The sequence below is a fragment of the Acidovorax sp. sif0632 genome, from assembly GCF_019218805.1.
GTDB classification, from domain to species: domain Bacteria; phylum Pseudomonadota; class Gammaproteobacteria; order Burkholderiales; family Burkholderiaceae_C; genus Acidovorax; species Acidovorax facilis.
Map to the genome: position 1 here is coordinate 605,029 of NZ_JAHUWW010000002.1, position 17,923 is coordinate 622,951.

At 63.1% G+C, this 17,923-nt stretch carries 14 protein-coding genes and 3 tRNA genes; 11 read left to right on the plus strand and 6 right to left on the minus strand.

Features of this window, described 5'->3' with window-relative positions:
* The first annotated feature begins 16 nt into the window (after positions 1-16).
* The 10 genes from KW832_RS07965 (at position 17) to KW832_RS25880 (ending at position 9,066) form a co-directional block, all read left to right on the plus strand.
* Complete coding sequence (locus tag KW832_RS07965; protein WP_218299471.1) at positions 17-997, plus strand: tripartite tricarboxylate transporter substrate binding protein; 981 nt, start codon at positions 17-19, stop codon at positions 995-997.
* Between the two features lie 85 nt (positions 998-1,082).
* Complete coding sequence (locus KW832_RS07970) at positions 1,083-2,063, plus strand: tripartite tricarboxylate transporter substrate binding protein (RefSeq protein WP_218299472.1); 981 nt, start codon at positions 1,083-1,085, stop codon at positions 2,061-2,063.
* Positions 2,064-2,160: 97 nt separating this feature from the next.
* Complete coding sequence (gene uvrC, locus KW832_RS07975; RefSeq protein ID WP_218299473.1) at positions 2,161-4,152, plus strand: excinuclease ABC subunit UvrC; 1,992 nt, start codon at positions 2,161-2,163, stop codon at positions 4,150-4,152.
* A 42-nt stretch (positions 4,153-4,194) separates the two neighbouring features.
* Complete coding sequence (gene pgsA / locus KW832_RS07980; protein ID WP_055400785.1) at positions 4,195-4,761, plus strand: CDP-diacylglycerol--glycerol-3-phosphate 3-phosphatidyltransferase; 567 nt, start codon at positions 4,195-4,197, stop codon at positions 4,759-4,761.
* Positions 4,762-5,129: 368 nt separating this feature from the next.
* Positions 5,130-5,402: an HU family DNA-binding protein gene (locus tag KW832_RS07985; protein WP_008906675.1), complete on the plus strand. Its 273-nt coding sequence runs from the start codon at positions 5,130-5,132 to the stop codon at positions 5,400-5,402.
* A 15-nt stretch (positions 5,403-5,417) separates the two neighbouring features.
* A tRNA-Val gene (locus KW832_RS07990) sits at positions 5,418-5,493 on the plus strand.
* A gap of 60 nt (positions 5,494-5,553) precedes the next feature.
* Entirely contained in the window at positions 5,554-7,485 is a 1,932-nt protein-coding gene (locus KW832_RS07995) for a SurA N-terminal domain-containing protein (RefSeq protein WP_218299474.1), read from the plus strand.
* A 48-nt stretch (positions 7,486-7,533) separates the two neighbouring features.
* Positions 7,534-7,609 (plus strand) — tRNA-His (locus tag KW832_RS08000).
* A 192-nt stretch (positions 7,610-7,801) separates the two neighbouring features.
* Entirely contained in the window at positions 7,802-8,005 is a 204-nt protein-coding gene (locus KW832_RS08005; RefSeq protein WP_055400780.1) for a hypothetical protein, read from the plus strand.
* Positions 8,006-8,271: 266 nt separating this feature from the next.
* Positions 8,272-9,066: an IPTL-CTERM sorting domain-containing protein gene (locus KW832_RS25880; RefSeq protein WP_218299475.1), complete on the plus strand. Its 795-nt coding sequence runs from the start codon at positions 8,272-8,274 to the stop codon at positions 9,064-9,066.
* A gap of 312 nt (positions 9,067-9,378) precedes the next feature.
* Here the strand turns inward: KW832_RS25880 and KW832_RS08015 are convergent, their stop codons facing one another.
* Both KW832_RS08015 and KW832_RS08020 read right to left on the minus strand, forming a co-directional pair.
* Positions 9,379-9,657 (minus strand): hypothetical protein, encoded by a 279-nt coding sequence (locus KW832_RS08015; protein ID WP_218299476.1) that lies wholly within the window; start codon positions 9,655-9,657, stop codon positions 9,379-9,381.
* Positions 9,658-9,801: 144 nt separating this feature from the next.
* Positions 9,802-9,878 (minus strand) — tRNA-Arg (locus KW832_RS08020).
* A 207-nt stretch (positions 9,879-10,085) separates the two neighbouring features.
* Between KW832_RS08020 and ybaL the strand changes: the two genes are divergently transcribed.
* Positions 10,086-11,840, plus strand: a complete 1,755-nt coding sequence (gene ybaL, locus KW832_RS08025; protein ID WP_218299477.1) for a YbaL family putative K(+) efflux transporter — start codon at positions 10,086-10,088, stop codon at positions 11,838-11,840.
* Positions 11,841-12,048: 208 nt separating this feature from the next.
* On the opposite strand, the gene KW832_RS08030 is transcribed toward ybaL, so the two are convergent.
* From KW832_RS08030 to KW832_RS08045, 4 genes are all read right to left on the minus strand, one after another.
* Entirely contained in the window at positions 12,049-13,923 is a 1,875-nt protein-coding gene (locus KW832_RS08030) for a M14 family metallopeptidase (RefSeq protein ID WP_218299478.1), read from the minus strand.
* Positions 13,924-14,055: 132 nt separating this feature from the next.
* Positions 14,056-15,171 (minus strand): endonuclease/exonuclease/phosphatase family protein, encoded by a 1,116-nt coding sequence (locus KW832_RS08035; RefSeq protein WP_218299479.1) that lies wholly within the window; start codon positions 15,169-15,171, stop codon positions 14,056-14,058.
* Between the two features lie 33 nt (positions 15,172-15,204).
* Positions 15,205-15,759 (minus strand): nucleoside-diphosphate sugar epimerase, encoded by a 555-nt coding sequence (locus tag KW832_RS08040; RefSeq protein ID WP_255577574.1) that lies wholly within the window; start codon positions 15,757-15,759, stop codon positions 15,205-15,207.
* A 94-nt stretch (positions 15,760-15,853) separates the two neighbouring features.
* Positions 15,854-17,683 (minus strand): DEAD/DEAH box helicase, encoded by a 1,830-nt coding sequence (locus tag KW832_RS08045; RefSeq protein ID WP_121419699.1) that lies wholly within the window; start codon positions 17,681-17,683, stop codon positions 15,854-15,856.
* Positions 17,684-17,923: the final 240 nt, after the last annotated feature.

Consider the following 17,923-nt stretch of genomic DNA (forward strand, 5'->3'; position numbering starts at 1 on the left):
ACAGGAGACAAAAGCCATGACATTTCAAACGATGCTGTCCCGCCGACTCTTCACGGCTGCTATGTTGTGCTCTGCTGCCTTGGCAGCAGGCGCGCAGGACAAGTACCCGTCCAAGCCCATCACCGTGGTCGTGCCCCAGGCTGCGGGAGGCGCCAATGACGCCATTGCGCGCGTGGTGGCGCAAAAGCTCGGCGAGCAATTGGGCCAGAGCGTGATCGTGGAAAACCGCCCTGGTGCGGGAGGCACCCTGGCCACGGGCACCACGGCCCGCGCGCGCAGCGATGGCTACACGCTGCTGCTGACGGCCGACAGCGCCCACGTGATTGGCCCCGCGCTGTACAAGAACCCCGGCTTTGACCCGGTGAAGGATTTTGCCCCCGTGGCCCCTGTCGCCACGGCCGGTTATGTGCTGGTGGCGCACCCGTCTTTTCCCGCCAACAACGTGGCCGAGCTGGTGAACTTGGCCAAGGCCAGCCCTGGCAAGTTTTCGATTGCCTCGGCGGGCAACGGCACGCTGAACCACCTGATCGGCGAGATGCTGCAAAAGGCCGCTGGCATTCAGCTACAGCACATTCCGTACAAGGGCTCTGCCGCAGCCGCCACCGACGTGGTGGGTGGGCAGGTGCCGCTGTCGGTGCAAAGCCTGCCGTCGGCCATCGCCTTCATCAAGGCGGGCAAGCTCAAGGTGCTGGGCGTGGTCAATGAAAAGCGCGTGGCTGCGCTGCCCGATGCGCCCACCATTGGCGAGACGATCAAGGGCTTTGGCCAGGCGCCCTGGTACGCGTTGTTTGCCCCGGCCGGCACGCCTGCGCCCATCGTGGCCCAGCTGCAGGCCGAGGTGGCCCGGGCGCTGGAGCACAAGGACGTGGTGGACAAGCTGGCTACCGTGGGCTGTGAACCCTTCAAGGGCACGGCGGCGCAACTGGCGGCGCTGGTGCAGTCCGACCTGCCCAAGTGGAGCCGCGTGGTGAAGGACACCGGCGCCACCGTGGATTGAGCGCCCGAGATGGCTATGGCGGGTGCTGGCTGCCCAGCCGCCGCCCCGGAACGACATTCAACAACAGAGAAAGCGGAGACATAGCATGAACCTGCATCGCAAGCAATTCACGTCCCTGGCCCTGGCGGCCATTGCCACCGGCTTTTGGGGTTCTGCCCTGGCGCAAGGCGCCTACCCTACCAAGACCGTGACCATGGTGGTGCCCACCGCCGCAGGTGGCACCACCGACCTGTCGGCCCGCATGCTGGCCCAGGCCCTGTCGCCGGTGCTGGGCCAGTCGGTCATCGTGGACAACAAGGGCGGCGGCAACGGCAATATTGCCGCCAGTATCGTCAAACGCGCCGAGCCCGATGGCTACACCGTGTTCATGCAGTACTCGGGCTACCACGTCATCTCGCCCCACATCACCAAACAAAAGCAGTGGGACCAGGCCGACTTTCAGCCCGTGGCCAACGTGATCTCGGCACCGCAGATCATCGTGGTGCGCAACGACCTGCCCGTGAAGACGCTGCCTGAGCTGATGGCCTATGCCAAGGCCAACCCGGGCAAGCTCAATTACGCCTCATCGGGCAATGGCTCGCTGCAGCATGTCACGGGCGCCATGCTGGAGCAGCAGGGCGGCATCAAGATGGTCCACGTGCCCTACAAAGGAACGGGCCCCGCGCTGCAGGACCTGCTGGGTGGGCAGGTGGACCTGACCTTTGGCACCGCGCCTCCGTTCATGCCCCACATCGCCAGCGGCAAGCTGCGCGTGCTGGCCGTGACGGGCAAGCAGCGGCTGCCCAGCCTGCCCGATGTGCCCACCACGGCCGAGGCGGGTTACCCCAAGGTCGATGCCACGTCGTGGTTCGCGTTGTTTGTACCCGCTGCAGTGCCCAAGCCGGTGGTGGACAAGCTCACGGCCGACATCCGCACCGTGGTGCAAAGCGCGGCCTTCCAGCAAAAGGCGCAAGAGCAAGGCGCCACGGCCGACTACCAGACCCCGGCGCAGCTGGGTGACAAGGTCAAGGCGGACCTTGCCAACTGGGCGCAGGTGGTGAAAAGCTCGAAGATCGAAGCAGAATAGTGGTCAAATTGGCTGCTAGCGCTTGATGTGTAAGCGCTAGTAGCTATTTTTTTCATAGTACACAGGCCAGGCTGCGCGCGGGGCCACAATACGCGCCATGTCCCATTCCGAAGAACTGCTGGCGCAGGTGGCTGCGCTGCCCGCGCTGCCGGGCGTGTACCGCTATTTCGACGCCCAGGGCGCGCTGCTGTATGTAGGCAAGGCGCGCCACCTCAAGCGGCGCGTGTCGAGCTACTTCACCAAGAACCATGGCGGCACGCGCATCGGCCACATGGTCAGCAAGATCGTGCGCATGGAGACCACGGTGGTGCGCTCCGAGGCCGAGGCGCTGCTGCTGGAAAACAACCTCATCAAGACGCTGAACCCCAAGTTCAACATCCTGTTCAGGGACGACAAGAGCTATCCCTATCTCAAGATCACAGGCACGCCCACGGCCAGCGGCAATGCACCCGCCCAAGTGTTTCCGCGCATGGCTTATTACCGGGGTGCGGTCGATAAGAAGCACCGCTATTTCGGTCCGTACCCCAGCGCCTGGGCGGTCAAGGAAACCATCCAACTGCTGCAAAAGGTGTTTCGCCTGCGTACCTGCGAAGACACGGTGTTTGCCAACCGCACGCGGCCCTGCCTGCTATTCCAGATCAAGCGCTGCACCGGGCCTTGTGTGGACTTGATCTCGCCTGAGGCCTATGCCGCCGACGTGCAGCATGCCGAGGCACTGCTGCGCGGCGAAACGCAGGAGGTGCTTAAGGCCATGGAGGTGCGGATGATGGCGCATTCCGACAGGCTTGAATTTGAGCAGGCCGCCGATGTGCGCAACCAGATCCAGGCGCTGTCGCGGGTGCTGCACCAGCAGTCCATCGAGATTGCGGACGACAAGGATGTGGACATCTTGGCCGTACGCGTGCAAGGCGGCCGCGCCTGTGTGAACCTGGCCATGGTGCGCGGCGGGCGGCATCTGGGAGACCGGCCGTATTTCCCGGTGCATGTGGAAGACGCTGCCGCCGTGTTCGAGGAAGAGGGCGGTGATGGCACCGATGAGAATACTCCGGCCGCGCCCTTTCGCCGTGTCGAGGTGTTGGTGCTCGAAGCGTTCATCGCCCAACATTACATCGGCGTGCCGGTGCCGCCGGTGCTGGTCACCAGCGAACCAGTGGACAAGGCGTTGCTGGAGGCACTGGGCGACCAAAGTGGTGTGCGCGTGACCGCCATCCACCAGCCGCGCGAACAGCGCCGCGCCTGGCTGGACATGGCGCAAAAGAACGCCGATCTGCAGTTGGCCCGCCTGCTGGCCGAAGAGGGCTCGCAACAGGCGCGCACACGTGCCCTGGCCGAGGCGCTGGATCTGCCGCCCGAAGATCTGGACCAGCTCACCATCGAGTGTTTTGACATCTCGCACACGGCGGGTGAATCCACCCAGGCATCGTGCGTGGTGTTCCATCACCACAAGATGCAGAGCAGCGAATACCGCCGCTACAAGATCGAAGGCATTACGGGCGGCGACGACTATGCCGCCATGCGCCAGGTACTGACGCGCCGCTACAGCAAGGTGGCCGAGGCCGCGCGCGAAGCTGGGGGCATCGACTTTGCGGCCAACCCCGCGCCCGGGGGTGAAGAGCCCACCAAGCCCAAAGGTGTGGCATGCCTGCCCGATCTGGTGCTCATCGACGGTGGCAAGGGCCAGGTGGGCGTGGCGCGCGAGGTGTTCACCGCGCTGGGGCTCGATCTGACCCGCATCGTGGGCGTGGAAAAGGGCGAGGGCCGTAAGGTGGGCCTGGAAGAGTTGGTGTTTGCAGATGGCCGCGAGAAGGTCTACCTGGGCAAGGATTCGGCGGCGCTGATGCTGGTGGCGCAGATCCGCGACGAGGCCCACAGGTTTGCCATCACCGGCATGCGCGCTGCACGGGCCAAGGTGCGGGTGGGTGGTGGTCAGCTCGAAGAAATTGCGGGGGTGGGCCCCAAGAAGCGTGCACGGCTGCTGCAGCGTTTTGGCGGGGTGCGCGGTGTGGCTGCGGCCAGTGTGGAGGACCTGGTCACCGTGGACGGCATCTCACGTGAGCTGGCCGAAGAGATCTATCGCGCCTTGCGTTGAGTCCCCGGCCGGACTGCTCGCCTGCCGTGACACAATCGACCCATGTTCTGGACTATCCCCACCTTGATGACCTGGACGCGCATCGTCGCGATACCTTTGATCGTGGGGGTGTTCTACGCGCCGCTGGACCCGGCCACGCGCAACCTCATTGCCACCGTGATGTTTGTGGTGTTCGCAGCCACCGACTGGCTGGACGGCTACCTGGCCCGCAAACTGAACCAGACCTCGTCGTTTGGCGCCTTTCTGGACCCGGTGGCCGACAAGTTTCTGGTGTGTGCATCGCTGCTGGTGCTGGTGCATCTGCAGCGCGCCGATGTGTTCGTTGCGCTCATTATCATCGGCCGCGAGATCGCCATATCAGCCCTGCGCGAGTGGATGGCGCAGATCGGCGCGAGCAAGAGCGTTGCTGTGCACATGATCGGCAAGGTCAAGACTACCGTGCAGATGGTGGCCATCCCCTTCCTTCTTTATGACGGGCGCCTGTTCGGCGTCATCGATACCGGCGTGTGGGGCACCTGGCTCATCTGGGCCTCGGCTGTGCTCACGGTCTGGTCGATGGTGTACTACCTGCAAAAGGCATTGCCAGAAATCCGGGCGCGTGTGAAGTAGCAGGAGTGGGGCGCGCGCATCCCGTCGGTGGTTTTGCGGATGAATGCGGGGGACTGTGGCCTGCGCTGCATTGTCGGAACTGGGGTGTCAATACGGAGTGCTGCCCATACGGCGTGTTTGAGACAAAAACGCCCCACAAGCCCTGTCGCAGCGTGAAATACGACTAGAATTCATCCCAACGCTGCGCCAAACCAGCGTGTTGTATTGACACCCGGAAACTCGATGGCTTTAATCTGATGCAGCAGCCACTGCTGTGTATGCCAGTCATTCCCCCGTCTGTTTTCAACCAGCCTCCGGCTGCGCTTTCGGACGTGTGAAGACCAGATATCCGCGAGACATTCCATCAACTCTTTTCCGAGAGGCTTCTTGTGAACAAAACCGAACTGATTGAGCACATCGCTACCAACGCCGACATCTCCAAGGCCGCCGCTGCTCGTGCCCTGGAATCCACGATCGAGGCCGTCAAGAAGACCCTGAAGAAGGGCGGCACCGTTTCGCTCGTCGGTTTCGGTACCTTTGCGGTCGGCAAACGCGCTGCTCGCACGGGCCGCAATCCCCGTACCGGCGCTACGATTAAAATCAAAGCTGCTAAAGTTCCAAAGTTCCGTCCTGGCAAGGCATTGAAAGATGCCTTGAACTGAGGATCAGTTTAGGTGGGGTCCTTAGCTCAGTTGGTAGAGCGGCTCCTTTACACGGAGTAGGTCGGCGGTTCGAGACCGTCAGGACCCACCACCACCGAACAAAGGCGAACGCAAGTTCGCCTTTTGTTTTTTGCCTTCTGAAAGATCGACCATGTTTGAATCCATCCGCAAGCACTCCAAGATCGTGATGATCTTATTGTTCTTGCTGATCATTCCATCGTTTGTGCTGGTAGGCATTGACAGCAACTACTTCTCTGAAAAGAGCCCAGTGGTGGCGCGCGTCGATGGCGACAAGATCAACCAGACTGACTGGGACAATGCCCATCGCATGGAGACCGACCGCATGCGTGCGCAGTCTCCCTCGGTCGATCCCAAGCTTCTTGACTCTCCCCAGGCCCGCTACGCCACGCTGGAGCGCCTGGTGCGCGACCGCGTGCTGGCAGCTGCCGCCAAGGAAATGCACCTGGTGACGAGTGATTCGCGGCTGGCACGCAGCCTGCAGGAGATTCCCGCCATTGCAGGGCTCAAGCGCGCTGACGGTACGCTGGACGCAGAAGCCTATCGGGCCCTGGTGGGTACGCAAGGTTTGACGCCGGAAGGCTTCGAGGCCAATGTCCGCCGCGATCTGTCGATCAACCAGGTCATTGGTGGTGTGATGGGTACCGCCTTCAGTACCAATGCCCAGGTCAAGCTCGCGCTGGACCCGCTCTATGAGCAGCGAGAAATCCAGGTGGTGCGCTTCAAGTCTGCAGATTTCTCTGCCAAGGTTGCTCCCACGGATGCAGATCTGGAGTCCTACTACAAGGCAAATCCTGCAAAGTTCCTTCAGATGGAGCAGGCTTCGGTGGAGTATGTGGTTCTGGACCTCGACAGCGTGCGTTCCGGTATCACCCTCAATGAGGACGACTTGCGCACCTACTACAAGGAAAACGTTGCGCGCATGGCTGGCAAGGAAGAGCGTCGCGCCAGCCACATCCTGATCAATGCCTCCAAGGACGCATCGTCTGCCGACCGTGAGAAGGCCAAGGCACGTGCGACGGAACTGCTGGCCCAGGTGCGCAAGGCGCCAGCCACGTTTGCGGATGTGGCCAAGAAGGCCTCGGACGACAAAGGATCGGCCACCGCAGGTGGCGATCTGAATTTCTTCGGACGGGGCGCCATGGTCAAGCCGTTTGAAGACGCGGCCTTTGCCCTCAAGAAGGGTGAAATCAGCGATTTGGTGGAAACCGACTTCGGTTACCACATCATCCAGCTGACCGACATCAAGGCACCCCGCCAGCCTTCCTTTGAAGAACTGCGCCCCACCATGGAAGCCGAACTCAAGCAGCAGCAGGCGCAGCGCAAGTTTGCCGAGGTGGCGGAGTCATTCACGAACAGCGTGTATGAACAGGCAGACAGCCTCAAGCCGGTGGCAGACAAGCTCAAGCTCAAGGTGCAGACCGCGTCTGGCCTCACCCGCACGCCAGCTCCTGGCGCGCTGGGACCACTGGCCAACCCCAAGTTCCTGGAAGCACTCTTCTCTTCGGATTCGGTGCAGAACAAACGCAATACCGAGGCCGTGGAAGTAGGCCCCAACCAACTGGCTGCTGGCCGTGTGGTGCAGTACACCCCCGCCAAAACCCTGCCGCTGGAAGAAGTGCGAGCCCGCGTGCGCGAACTGTATGTGGGGCAGAAAGCCTCTGAATTGGCGCGCAAGGATGGCGAAGCCAAGCTGGCTGCGTGGAAAGCGGCCCCGGCAACCGCCAGCGGCCTCGGTGCCCCCATCCAGATTTCGCGTGAGCAGGTCCAGAACCTGCCCCGTCCTCTGATTGATGCAGCGTTGCACGCGCCGACAGCCGACGCTCTCCCAGCCTGGGTTGGTGTGGACCTGGGGAGCGAGGGTTATGCTGTGGTCAAGGTGAACCGTGTGGTGCCTCGGCCGCCTCCAGAGGGCCAGCGCGCGCAACAGGAGCGGCAGCAATATATGCAGTGGTGGGCTTCGGCGGAAGGCCAAGCGTACTACGAGATGCTCAAGAAGCGTTTCAAGGCAGAGATCAAAGCGCCGCGACCCTCGGCCACTTTGCAGGCCGCTGCAGAAAATTAAGCAAATTGGTCTTGGGGCTCAAATCCCAGGCTATAATATAAAGCTACGGTGGCTGTAGCTCAGTTGGTAGAGTCCAGGATTGTGATTCCTGTTGTCGTGGGTTCGAGCCCCATCAGCCACCCCAAATCAGAAAAAGCGCCGCAACAAATGTTGCGGCGCTTTTTTGTTTTGGGCCTCCAGCATGTGAGGGGCAGTCCGGAGCCATTACTTCAGCCCACTCTTCGAACAGTCTTTCTTGGCGGGATTTGGGTAGTGCCGGGATGTAGCGCGTCGTATGCAGCGCATACTGCGTCTTTAGCTTTTTCTGGAGTTTTCCATGAGCCTTGTGATCCGCGACGCGTCGCCCAGCGAAAAACGTGGCAACGCCATGTCAGCAGCCCTTGCCAAGGAGCAGCTGGAGTACGCGGTCCAGATCGTTCGGGAGGTTTTGCCTCAGAGTGCGGGCGATGGCGCGCTCATTGGCGCGGTGGTCCAGGCCATCGCCATGAACTACGCTGCCGTCCCGCAGCCAAACCGATAGTGCTCCAAATTTTGATGGAAGGGAGTGTCCTTTCAGGCATCAATGCATGAAATGTCCGCGCCGAAGTAGAACTGAGCCACCGCGCCGCTTGAATCGTGAGCCAGGGGTGGAAGCCGACGCTGTGATGGTCGGTTGTGGACCGCATTCCACGCTGTGGCTGTGCCGTCTCCTGATCCATTGAACGCTGATGATCCTGACGCTGAGAATCGAGAAGATAGAACCCGGCAACTACCGGGCCCAAGTATTTGACGGCCTTGAGGAGCTGGGTGAGTTCGGAGCCCCGGGAGGACATAGACAACTTCACCAGCTTGGCGCCTTGCATCGCCCTTCGGGTGCTGGAGGGGCCGACCTTTTCACCACCCCAAAACCGACTCTACATGGGCCGTGCCCGCAACTTTGGCTTAGGCTGGATCAAAGACATCCTCTACACTTCAAATGATACGTATTCTTATGAAGGGGTGGAGATGAATTTGCGAGACGTTGGCGTGGGCTTGATTTTCTTCCTGGGAGCGAACCTAGCTCAGGCCGTCTACACGATCAACATCAATCAGGTGGGGCCTGATGTCGTGATGAGTGGCTCAGGCTCGATAAACACCAGCTCTTTCTCCTCCGTGGGCCTCATTGGACCGTGTCTTCTTGGCGATGGATTCATCGGTACAAATGCCCTCTGCATTGGCTCAGACACAAACGGAGATTGGTATCCTGGGGCGCTGTCGCCTGGCATTTCGCTGCCTTCTATAGTGCCGACCGCTGGGTCAAGCTCTTCGGGGCCCAACGTGTTCCTCCTGGGAACTGAGCTGTACCTACCGGAAAACTATGTTTCAGCGTCTCCGCTCGTCAATCAAACGACTTTTGCAGGTACGACGTTGGCAGCGATTGGCCTCAATGTGGGGACTCAAACGTTGTTCGTGCCATCTGGCGACGAGATCATCATCAATGTGGGGCTAGCGCCACCCGCCGCTCCAGCTAGCATTCCCACGCTCGGTGAGTACGCCTTACTTGGACTGTCGTCATTGCTAGCTATTCTGGGCATGGTAGCTATGCGGCGTCAGCGGGGCTAAGGGACGTCCGCAATCGGAAGAAATCTGGTCCTGGGCGACGGGCCCACAGGATCTGCACCTTCATCCTCAATTTCGCCAACGTAGTCCGGCCCTGATTGGGGGAGCTGGGGCTGCGGGGGGATAGTCGGCGTCTCGGTACTGGGCGGCAGGTCGCCCGGGGGAAGGGGATAGGTCTCGGGGACCTTGTGGGCTGGGTGTTCGTTCGGGTCGGTGGCCATGGGGAGCTCCTTGTGGAAAGAGTCCATTGGGACACTCGCCTGTGTCGGCCGTCGTAGGAGGTCATCCATATAGAACGACCGTCCAGAGCTGGCTTCAGGCGTGAGCTAGTTGGTCAAAGTCCGCCAGCGGCATCTCGGTGCCATCGTGGGCCACAAGAACGCCAGCAGTGGCATCCGATACCTCTATCGGGCTGCCATTGAATTTGCCTTGCTCTGGCTTCACGCCATTCATTGGCACGCAGCCATAGAGGCGGCACAGAAGCAGATCGTCGGCCTGGGCCCTGGTCAGGACCAGCTTCTGCGGTTGCGCTATACCGTGTGTGCGCCAGTGCGCGCGGAATGCGTTTGTCGCGCGGCGGTGGGTGTCTGCCATGCCTGGGCGGCAGGGTGGGAGGTCTACGATGTTCTGGGCGGCCATGCCTGCGATTTTGTCAGGATGGCGTCGCATCAATCGAAAATTCTTCCTCGATTCTTCCCTGGCGCAATGCAGAAAAGGTGTTTTTCAGAGGGGATGGGGTGGCCTGCCCGGAGGGACTCGAACCCCCGACCTATAGCTTAGAAGGCTATTGCTCTATCCAGTTGAGCTACGGGCAGTAGACAAGCTTTTTGCAGAGAAGCGCCTACTTGCTTGTATTGCAAAACATTTCGGAACTGCGCTGTAGCGCAGACCGCGAATCATACCCTGCGTGCGGAGCTTCCCCGAAGATGGCGGCTCCGATGTCGGTAGTAGCAAAAGCCCGGTGGATGCGGGTATAACGAGGTCACCTACCCGCTAACGCATTCCCCCACCCCGCCCGCACCATGCCGCACAGCGTCACGCTCATACACACCATCGCTGCCGCGCTGGGGCTGGCCCTGGCGTTGGGTTTTGTGGCTACGCGGTTGCGGTTGCCAGCGTTGATCGGGTATCTGCTGGCGGGCGTGGTCATCGGGCCGTACACACCTGGTTTTGTGGCAGATGCGGCAATGGCCAGCCAGTTGGCTGAAATCGGCGTGATGCTGTTGATGTTTGGCGTCGGCCTGCATTTCTCGTGGGGTGATCTGCTGGCCGTGCGCAAGATTGCGGTGCCCGGGGCGGTGGTGCAGATGATGGTGGCCACGGCGCTGGGCATGGCTTTGGCCACCTGGTGGGGCTGGGGCTTGGGTGGGGCTTTGGTGTTTGGCTTGGCGCTCTCGGTGGCTAGCACGGTGGTGCTGTTGCGTGCGCTGGAGACCCTGGGCATTCTGGACAGTCACACCGGGCGGATTGCCGTGGGCTGGCTGGTGGTGGAAGACCTGGCCATGGTGTTGGTGCTGGTGTTGTTGCCGCCGCTGGCAGGCTGGCTGGGTGGCGGCAAAGGGGGGGAAGGTTCCGCCGCCCAGGGCGTGGATGGCGCGGCGCTGTGGCAGACCTTGGGATGGACGTTGCTGCAGGTTGGAGGGTTTGTTGCGCTGATGCTGCTGGTGGGGCGCCGTCTGTTCCCTTGGGTGCTCTGGCAGGTGGCGCGCACGGGTTCGCGGGAGCTGTTCACGCTCTGTGTGGTGGCCGCTGCGGTGGGCATTGCCTTTGGGTCTGCCGCGCTGTTTGGGGTGTCGTTTGCGCTGGGGGCTTTTTTTGCCGGCATGGTGATGCGCGAGTCGGAATTCAGCCACCGGGCTGCGCAAGAGTCCTTGCCGCTGCGCGACGCTTTTGCCGTGCTGTTTTTTGTCTCGGTCGGCATGTTGTTCGACCCCTCCGTGCTGTGGAGCCGGCCAATGCAGGTGCTGGCGGTGGTGGCGATCATCATGCTGGGCAAGACGCTGGCGGCTGCCGCGCTGGTGCTGGCATTTCGCTACCCGCTCAATACGGCGCTCACGGTCTCGGCGAGCCTGGCGCAGATCGGGGAGTTCTCTTTCATTCTGGTGGCGCTGGGTTCGTCGCTGGGGCTGCTGCCGCCCGAAGGGGCCAGCCTGGTGCTGGCGGGGGCGCTGATCTCGATGGCGCTCAATCCGATGCTCTTTCATGCCATTGCTCCGCTGCAGGCCTGGCTGCGTGCCCGTTCGGCATTGGCGCGGCGGCTGGAGCAGCGCGACGACCCTCTGGCCGAACTGCCCACGAGCACCGACGCCCGCTATCTCGCGCGGCAAGTGGTGCTGGTGGGATACGGCAGGGTGGGGCGCCGCGTTGCCAATGTGCTGGTGGCCAACGACATCCCGTTCGTGGTTGCAGAGCAGAACCGCGAAATGGTGGAGTCATTGCGGGAATCTGGCATTGCAGCAGTGTTTGGTGATGCGGTGGACCCTGCCGTGCTCATTCAAGCGCACATTGCCCGCGCCGCCATGCTGGTCATTGCTACGCCGGACACCCTGAATGTGCGGCAGATCATCACCACCGCGCGCGCACTGAACCCCCATATCGAAACCGTGGTGCGCAGCCACAGCGGCGATGAAGCGCGGCGGCTTGCGCAGGAGTGCGACAGCACGGTGTTCCTGGCCGACGAGGCGCTGGCCCAGGCGATGGCCCGCCATGTGCTGGAGCGTACCGAAGCACGCCTTGCGCGGCATACCCGCCCTGCATCGCTGCACGGTGGGGTCTGAATATCAGTGTTTTTGGCTGCTAGCGCTTGATGAATAAGCGCTAGTAGCTATTATTTTTATAGTATTTTCTCTGCCGGGGCACTGGTTGCAGCCTCGCTGGGCTGCTCCTGCGCACTGCCTCCTGCACCTTGGCCCGCATTTCTGCCACCTGGACCCACAAGACTTGCATTGTTCGTCGGTGGTGGGTTTCAGGCAGGCGCGTTCAAGGCTAGTTGATGTCTTCAAACACCAGGGCAGGGGGTGACATGATGCGCGCGGTATTTCCCAGCTCTTCAATCAGGTGGTTGGCGAAATAGCTGTTCTGCGTGTCGGGCTCCAGGGCGGCCACTGCCAGGTTGGCGCGGGGCTGGTTCAGTGGCACATAGAAGCTGCCCGCAGGCACGTCAATGGCACTGCGCACTGGCGATACCTGCACGCGAACAATGCCCTTGCCGCCAGCGATGGTGCCGATCACGTCCTGCCGGTCGCCGGACTCACGCGCTGTTTCGCGGTAGATATCGGCCAGTGCCGATCCAGATTCGGCCACGCGCATCACCTGCAGGCCGAGCATTTTCAAGCGCTCAACGGCGGCGGTGGAGCCGGCCGACAGCCAGTAGCCGCAGGGGCGGGCGCGGGTTTTGGTGGGGCGCAAGGTGAGGGATGAGTTCCAGTCCACCCGGATGGCGCGGTCTGCACCCGTTTCGGGGTCCAGGAAGTCCAGCTCGCGCTGGGTGGGAGTGGCCGCTGCTTCTACCACCACTTGGTCGCGGCAGGCCTGGGCGCTCACGTCGCGCACGACGAAGGATCGGACCTGCTCCAGGTTGGCTGCCCGCTCTGCGGTGCTGCGCAGTGCACTGGTGATGGCTGTGACCTGCGAATGCACGCGGCGCTGGATGTGCATCCGCCCGATGCCCACGCCCCGTGTTTCGATCAGCAGGCTGACGGTGTTCTTCAGGCCGTTCACATTGCGGCCGGTGTCGGGTTGGGTGCCCCCCATGGAGATGCGTTTGTCGTCCGGGTTCGTCGAGGTGGTGTAGTACCAGTCGCTGGTCAGGCCTTGGGCCCTGAGGGCCGCCACCATGGGCTGGTGGTACCACTCCTGCGAGGCCTTGGTCAGAAACTCGGGGTAGTTCGCGGTGGTGGTGTACTGCAGCAGGGCGTCATAACGCTGGATGGCGTTGAATTTCTGCAGGTAGCGGCCCACCACCGTGTATTCATGGGCATCCACCACCAGGATGGGGCGGTAGTCGTTCACCACCTTGGCCAGTGCGCGGGCCTCGGGGGTGTTCAGCAGCAGGTGGTCGCGGTTCATGTCCACGCCATTGGCTGTGACGCGGGTGCCAACGGCGGCGCCATCGGGGTTGGCGCGTGGCACTATCACCACGTTGATGCGGTCTAGCAGGGGTTCCAGCAGGCCGTGGGCCAGTTCACGGCTGATCACGAGCAGCGCCTCGCTGCCTGCGGGCTCGTCGCCGTGCTGCTGGCCGACGAGCACTACGGTGGGCCGCCCGCTGGTGTCCAGGTTGACGGGTTCCGTGCCCGCAGCGCGGGTCACCAGCAGGCCCAGGATGGGTTCACCGCGCTGCGACATGCCCAGGTTGAGCAGCTTGGTGCGCGTGGGCCCACGGGGAGCCGGATCGGCCAGGGAATGCAGCCACTGGCCCAGCTCGGCATTGGTGGTGAAAGCTCTGCGGTCCGGTCCCAGGCCGGGTGTGCTGTAGGCCATGGGTGGATCAGGGAACCGGGCCGCCACGGCCGCACCGTAGGGGGGCGCCATCGGGCCTTCGTTTTGCACGACCAGCGGCGCGGGTGGTGGCAGCGGGCTGGCGATCGCCCCTTGGCGCGGGGCCTGAGCCTGTGGTGCCTGGCCCAAGGGCGCTGGCACCACCGTACCTGGCTGAGCGCGGGGCAAGGGGGCCGGTGCGCTGGTTCGCGTGGCTGGCGCTGATGGCCAGGGTGGCAGCGGGGTGCTGGAGCACGCCGTCAGCAGCACGGCTGCCAGCAACGCCGAGACCTTCCAGGGCATGCGCTGTGGGCGAGCCGGTGGCGGCAGGGCCGAGGAGGCTTCTGGTGGGGTGCGGTGAAGGTCGGGGTACATGTTCATGGTGGTATCTGCCTTTTGGGGCCTGGCCGGGCGGCTTTGTTACGGTGATGTTACCTGCCCGTCACCGCCATGCCGTGTCAGCGTACATCCCGTTGCAAACCCGGGGTTGACGCGCCAAAGCCCTGTGGGATGTCACAGTTTTGGGGCCGATGGGACTGGATTCGAAGCCAGCGAGGTGCCGGCGGATGTGGACGGTGCAGGTGAGGGCTCCGTCTGCTGTGCCATCTTCAGCCGCAGCAGTGCGCGCACAAAACCGTGGTCCGATCGGGTCCTGTCACGTCCTTCGTGCAGGTGGTCGTTGAAGTAGTCCACGCGCCGCACGTCGCCCATGCTGTTCCTGCCGTTGTGCACGAACTCCTCGCTCACCAGAATCTGGTCCAGCACGCTGGGCGAGCCTTGGTGGATGTGTGAGTACGCGACATCCTTCTTCAGCGCCGCATCGCCCTGCAGGTCGTAGGCATTGAACAGCGCGACATCGCGTGCCGAGCGGTCGTAGGCGATCTCATTGGTGGCGCAGATGAGCTGTGTGGTGACGCTGTCCGGGGTGTCATTGAAATCGCCCAAGACCACCAGCGGCACGCTGGTGCGGTGCAGCAGGTCGATGACCAGGCAGCGCAGCGCCATGGCTTCGGCGCCCCGCATGATCAGCGAGCGCAACGATGCCAGCGCCATCACCTTGCGGTCGTCCCGGTCTTCCGTGGGGTTGCCCTGTGCATCCTGCAGGAACTTGGGCCGCTTGGATTTGAGGTGGGCCGTCAGTATGTTCAGGCTCTGTCCGTGTTTCATGCGCAGTGTTGCAACCAGAGGCGGCCGTTCAAAGCGCGTGTGCAGGCCCAGGCCCGGTATTTCTACCTGGAAGCCCGGAGGAAATTCCGCAAACGACTGCAAGGCATCCACCTTGAGCCGTGTCGCAATTCCTACCCGGGGCGTGCCTTGTGCTCCAGTGTGCGTCGCATCGTTCTCCGCCCCGGGCACCGCCACGAAGTCGTAGCGCAGGCCGCTGCGGCCGAGGGCGCCCTTGAATGCTGCGTCGTCCCACACCTCCTGTACTGCCAGCACGTCGGCATTGAGCATGCGAAACCGGTCGCCCAGCCAGGTGAGCTTGCGATCAAACTCCGTCTGGCTGTAGGGGTCTTGGTTCTCGTAGAACAGGCGGCCAGGATTGGCCAGGTTGAGCACATTGCAGGTGGCCACCATCAAAGTGGCCAGGGGCTGGGGGAAGTCGTTGGGGCGCATAGGCCACAGCATCGCACAGGCAACTGCAGTGGACTGGGGAAGAGGTCAGAAGACCTGCAGCGCGTTGCCTGACAGGACGTGCAGCCCCGAAGGCCGCGTTTGCACGGCATGGACAAGCGCTCGCGCCACATCGGCACCGGGGCGGGCGCGGTAGCTGGCGGGGATGAGCGGGTCCAGCAACTTGAAGGCCTTGATGGACAGGGACTCGGCGGGGCGCGCGGCCTGGCCCAGAGCCCGGCGTTCACCCAGCAGCAAGGATGGGCGTGCGATCACGAGCGTGTCAAAGCCCAGGCTTTTGAGCGCCTGCTCGACCTCGCCTTTGATACGGTTGTAGAAGATGCGGGAATTTGCGTCTGCGCCCATGGCGGTCACTACCCCGCAGCGGGTGGCACCGGCCGCCATCGCTGTGCGCGCGGTGGCAACGACAGCGTCGTGGTCCACCGCGCGAAAAGCCTGCTGGCTGCCGGCCGCTGCGATGGTCGTCCCCAACGTGATGTAGACATCATCTACATGCGGCAGGCCCGGGACCGCGGGCTGTGCGCTCAAGGCCGCAAAATCCACAGCGTGCAGGTGCAGCCGTGGATGCGTGATGTCCGGCATGTGCCGACCAAGGGCATACAGCGCATGCACCTCGGGTGGCAGCGCTTCGCCCGGCGCTATGCCGGTATGGGCTGTGTTTTTGCCTACCGACGGATCAGCGGCCAAAAGAGCCGCGAGAACCGCCCGGCCCACGAGACCCGTTGCCCCGGCCACCAGAACCACCCGTGCCTCCGCCATAGCCGCCACCTCCACCGTTGTTGCCACGATAGCCACCACCGCCACGGCGACCGCCGCCGCCCAAGCTGTCCACGCTGGTGCGCATGGGATCTGGCTGGCCGCCAGCGCCGCCGCCTGCATGGCTGGAGTTGCGATGGCCTGGGTTGGCATGGCCCATGTGCGTGCCCAGGTGGGCATTCGCGCGTGGGGGTTGCGAGTCGTCGTAGCGATTGCCGCCTTCGTAGCCGCCGCCTCCGCCACCGGCGCTGCCGCCGGAGCGGCCGCGTGCAGGTGCCTGGCCGCCAGCGCGTGCGCCGCCGCCCTGGGCGCCACCGCCACCACCGGCACGGCCACCGCGCGGACCATTGCCGCCACCGCCCGCTGCAGCAGGGGCACCACCGGCGCGGCCACCACGGGCACCACCGCCGCCGCCACTGCGGGGGCCGCGGTCACCGCCACCGCCGCCGCCAGCACCCTGGCCGGCCTTGTTGGTGCGGATGCGGTCCATCATTTCGCTGCGGGCTGCCTTGGCGGCTGCCTGCATCACGTCACGGCTCGGGGGCTTGCCTGCACCGCCCCAGATGGTCTGGCGGCCCATGGCGATGGGCTCTGCCTTCTCGCCCGCGTCGGGGCCGAAGCCTTCGATGATCTGGACCGGGATCTGCTGCTTGGTGAAGCGCTCGATGTCCATCATGAAGCCTTCTTCGTCCATGCAGACCAGGCTCACGGCTTCGCCGGTTGCGCCAGCGCGGCCCGTGCGGCCAATCCGGTGCACGTAGTCTTCAGAGACGTTCGGGATTTCGTAGTTGACGACGTGCGGCAGGTCGTCGATGTCAATGCCGCGCGCTGCAATGTCGGTGGCCACCAGAGCGCGGATTTCGCCGCTTTTGAAGCCTGCCAGTGCCTGGGTGCGCGCGCTCTGGCTCTTGTTGCCGTGCAGGGCCATGGCCTGCACGCCGTTCTTGGTCAGGAACTCGGCCACATTGTTGGCGCCAAACTTGGTGCGGGTGAACACCAGCACCTGGCTCCAGTTGTGCTGCTGGATGATATGCAGCAGCACCTGCTTCTTCTTGCCACGGCCCACGGGGTGAATCACCTGCGAGATGCGCTGCACGGTGGTGTTGCTGGGGGTGACCTGGATGCTCTGAGGGTTCTTGAGCAGGGTGTTGGCCAGGTCGCGGATTTCATCGCTGAAGGTGGCCGAGAACAGCAGGCTTTGCTTGTCCTTGGGCACCAGGGCCAGCACCTTCTTCACGTCGTGGATGAAACCCATGTCCAGCATGCGGTCGGCCTCGTCGAGCACCAGCACCTGCACGGTCGACAGGTCCAGGAAGCCCTGCTGCTGCAAGTCCAGCAGGCGGCCGGGCGTGGCCACCAGAATGTCCACCCCGCGCTTGACGCGGTCGATCTGCGGGTTCATGCCCACACCGCCGAAGACGACGGTGGAGTTGATATCCAGGTATTTGCCGTATTCGCGCACGGATTCTTCCACCTGGGCGGCGAGTTCGCGGGTGGGCGTCAGCACCAGGGCACGGATGCCCTTGCCACCGAACTTGTTCTTGGGGGCAGCGCTTTGCGAAAGGCGGTGCAGCATGGGCAGGGTAAACGCGGCGGTCTTGCCGGTGCCAGTCTGCGCGCCAGCCAGCAGGTCGTGACCTGCGAGCACGGCGGGAATGGCCTGGGCCTGAATGGGCGTGGGGGTTTCGTAGCCCGTTTCGTGCACGGCCTTCAGGATGGCAGGAGCCAGGTTCAGTTCGTCAAATGTCATGTCTTTGGATGCGCCCGTCCGGGGCGCTGGGTATCGGCCTGTCGTGCAACCGGGAGGTTGTCGAGCCAGTCTCAAGCCGATGAGGTTCAAGAGTGGGAGCCTGGAAGTTGATGCTTCCTTCGTCCCCAGCAGTGTGCTGATGTGGCGGGCAACTGGAGCCCGCTACGGTGGGTATTGTCGCATGGCCCGATAATCTCGGTTTGCACGCAGAATTTCTGCTCATTTTTGCAGGTTTGACAC

Coding starts and splice junctions, on each gene's coding strand:
- KW832_RS08040 (WP_255577574.1), bottom strand. CDS start 15,759: ATGCCGGACATCACGCATCCACGGCTGCACCTGCACGCTGTGGATTTT.
- ybaL (WP_218299477.1), top strand. CDS start 10,086: ATGCCGCACAGCGTCACGCTCATACACACCATCGCTGCCGCGCTGGGG.
- KW832_RS08005 (WP_055400780.1), top strand. CDS start 7,802: ATGAGCCTTGTGATCCGCGACGCGTCGCCCAGCGAAAAACGTGGCAAC.
- KW832_RS08035 (WP_218299479.1), bottom strand. CDS start 15,171: ATGCTGTGGCCTATGCGCCCCAACGACTTCCCCCAGCCCCTGGCCACT.
- KW832_RS07970 (WP_218299472.1), top strand. CDS start 1,083: ATGAACCTGCATCGCAAGCAATTCACGTCCCTGGCCCTGGCGGCCATT.
- KW832_RS08015 (WP_218299476.1), bottom strand. CDS start 9,657: ATGGCAGACACCCACCGCCGCGCGACAAACGCATTCCGCGCGCACTGG.
- uvrC (WP_218299473.1), top strand. CDS start 2,161: ATGTCCCATTCCGAAGAACTGCTGGCGCAGGTGGCTGCGCTGCCCGCG.
- pgsA (WP_055400785.1), top strand. CDS start 4,195: ATGTTCTGGACTATCCCCACCTTGATGACCTGGACGCGCATCGTCGCG.
- KW832_RS07995 (WP_218299474.1), top strand. CDS start 5,554: ATGTTTGAATCCATCCGCAAGCACTCCAAGATCGTGATGATCTTATTG.
- KW832_RS08030 (WP_218299478.1), bottom strand. CDS start 13,923: ATGAACATGTACCCCGACCTTCACCGCACCCCACCAGAAGCCTCCTCG.
- KW832_RS08045 (WP_121419699.1), bottom strand. CDS start 17,683: ATGACATTTGACGAACTGAACCTGGCTCCTGCCATCCTGAAGGCCGTG.
- KW832_RS07965 (WP_218299471.1), top strand. CDS start 17: ATGACATTTCAAACGATGCTGTCCCGCCGACTCTTCACGGCTGCTATG.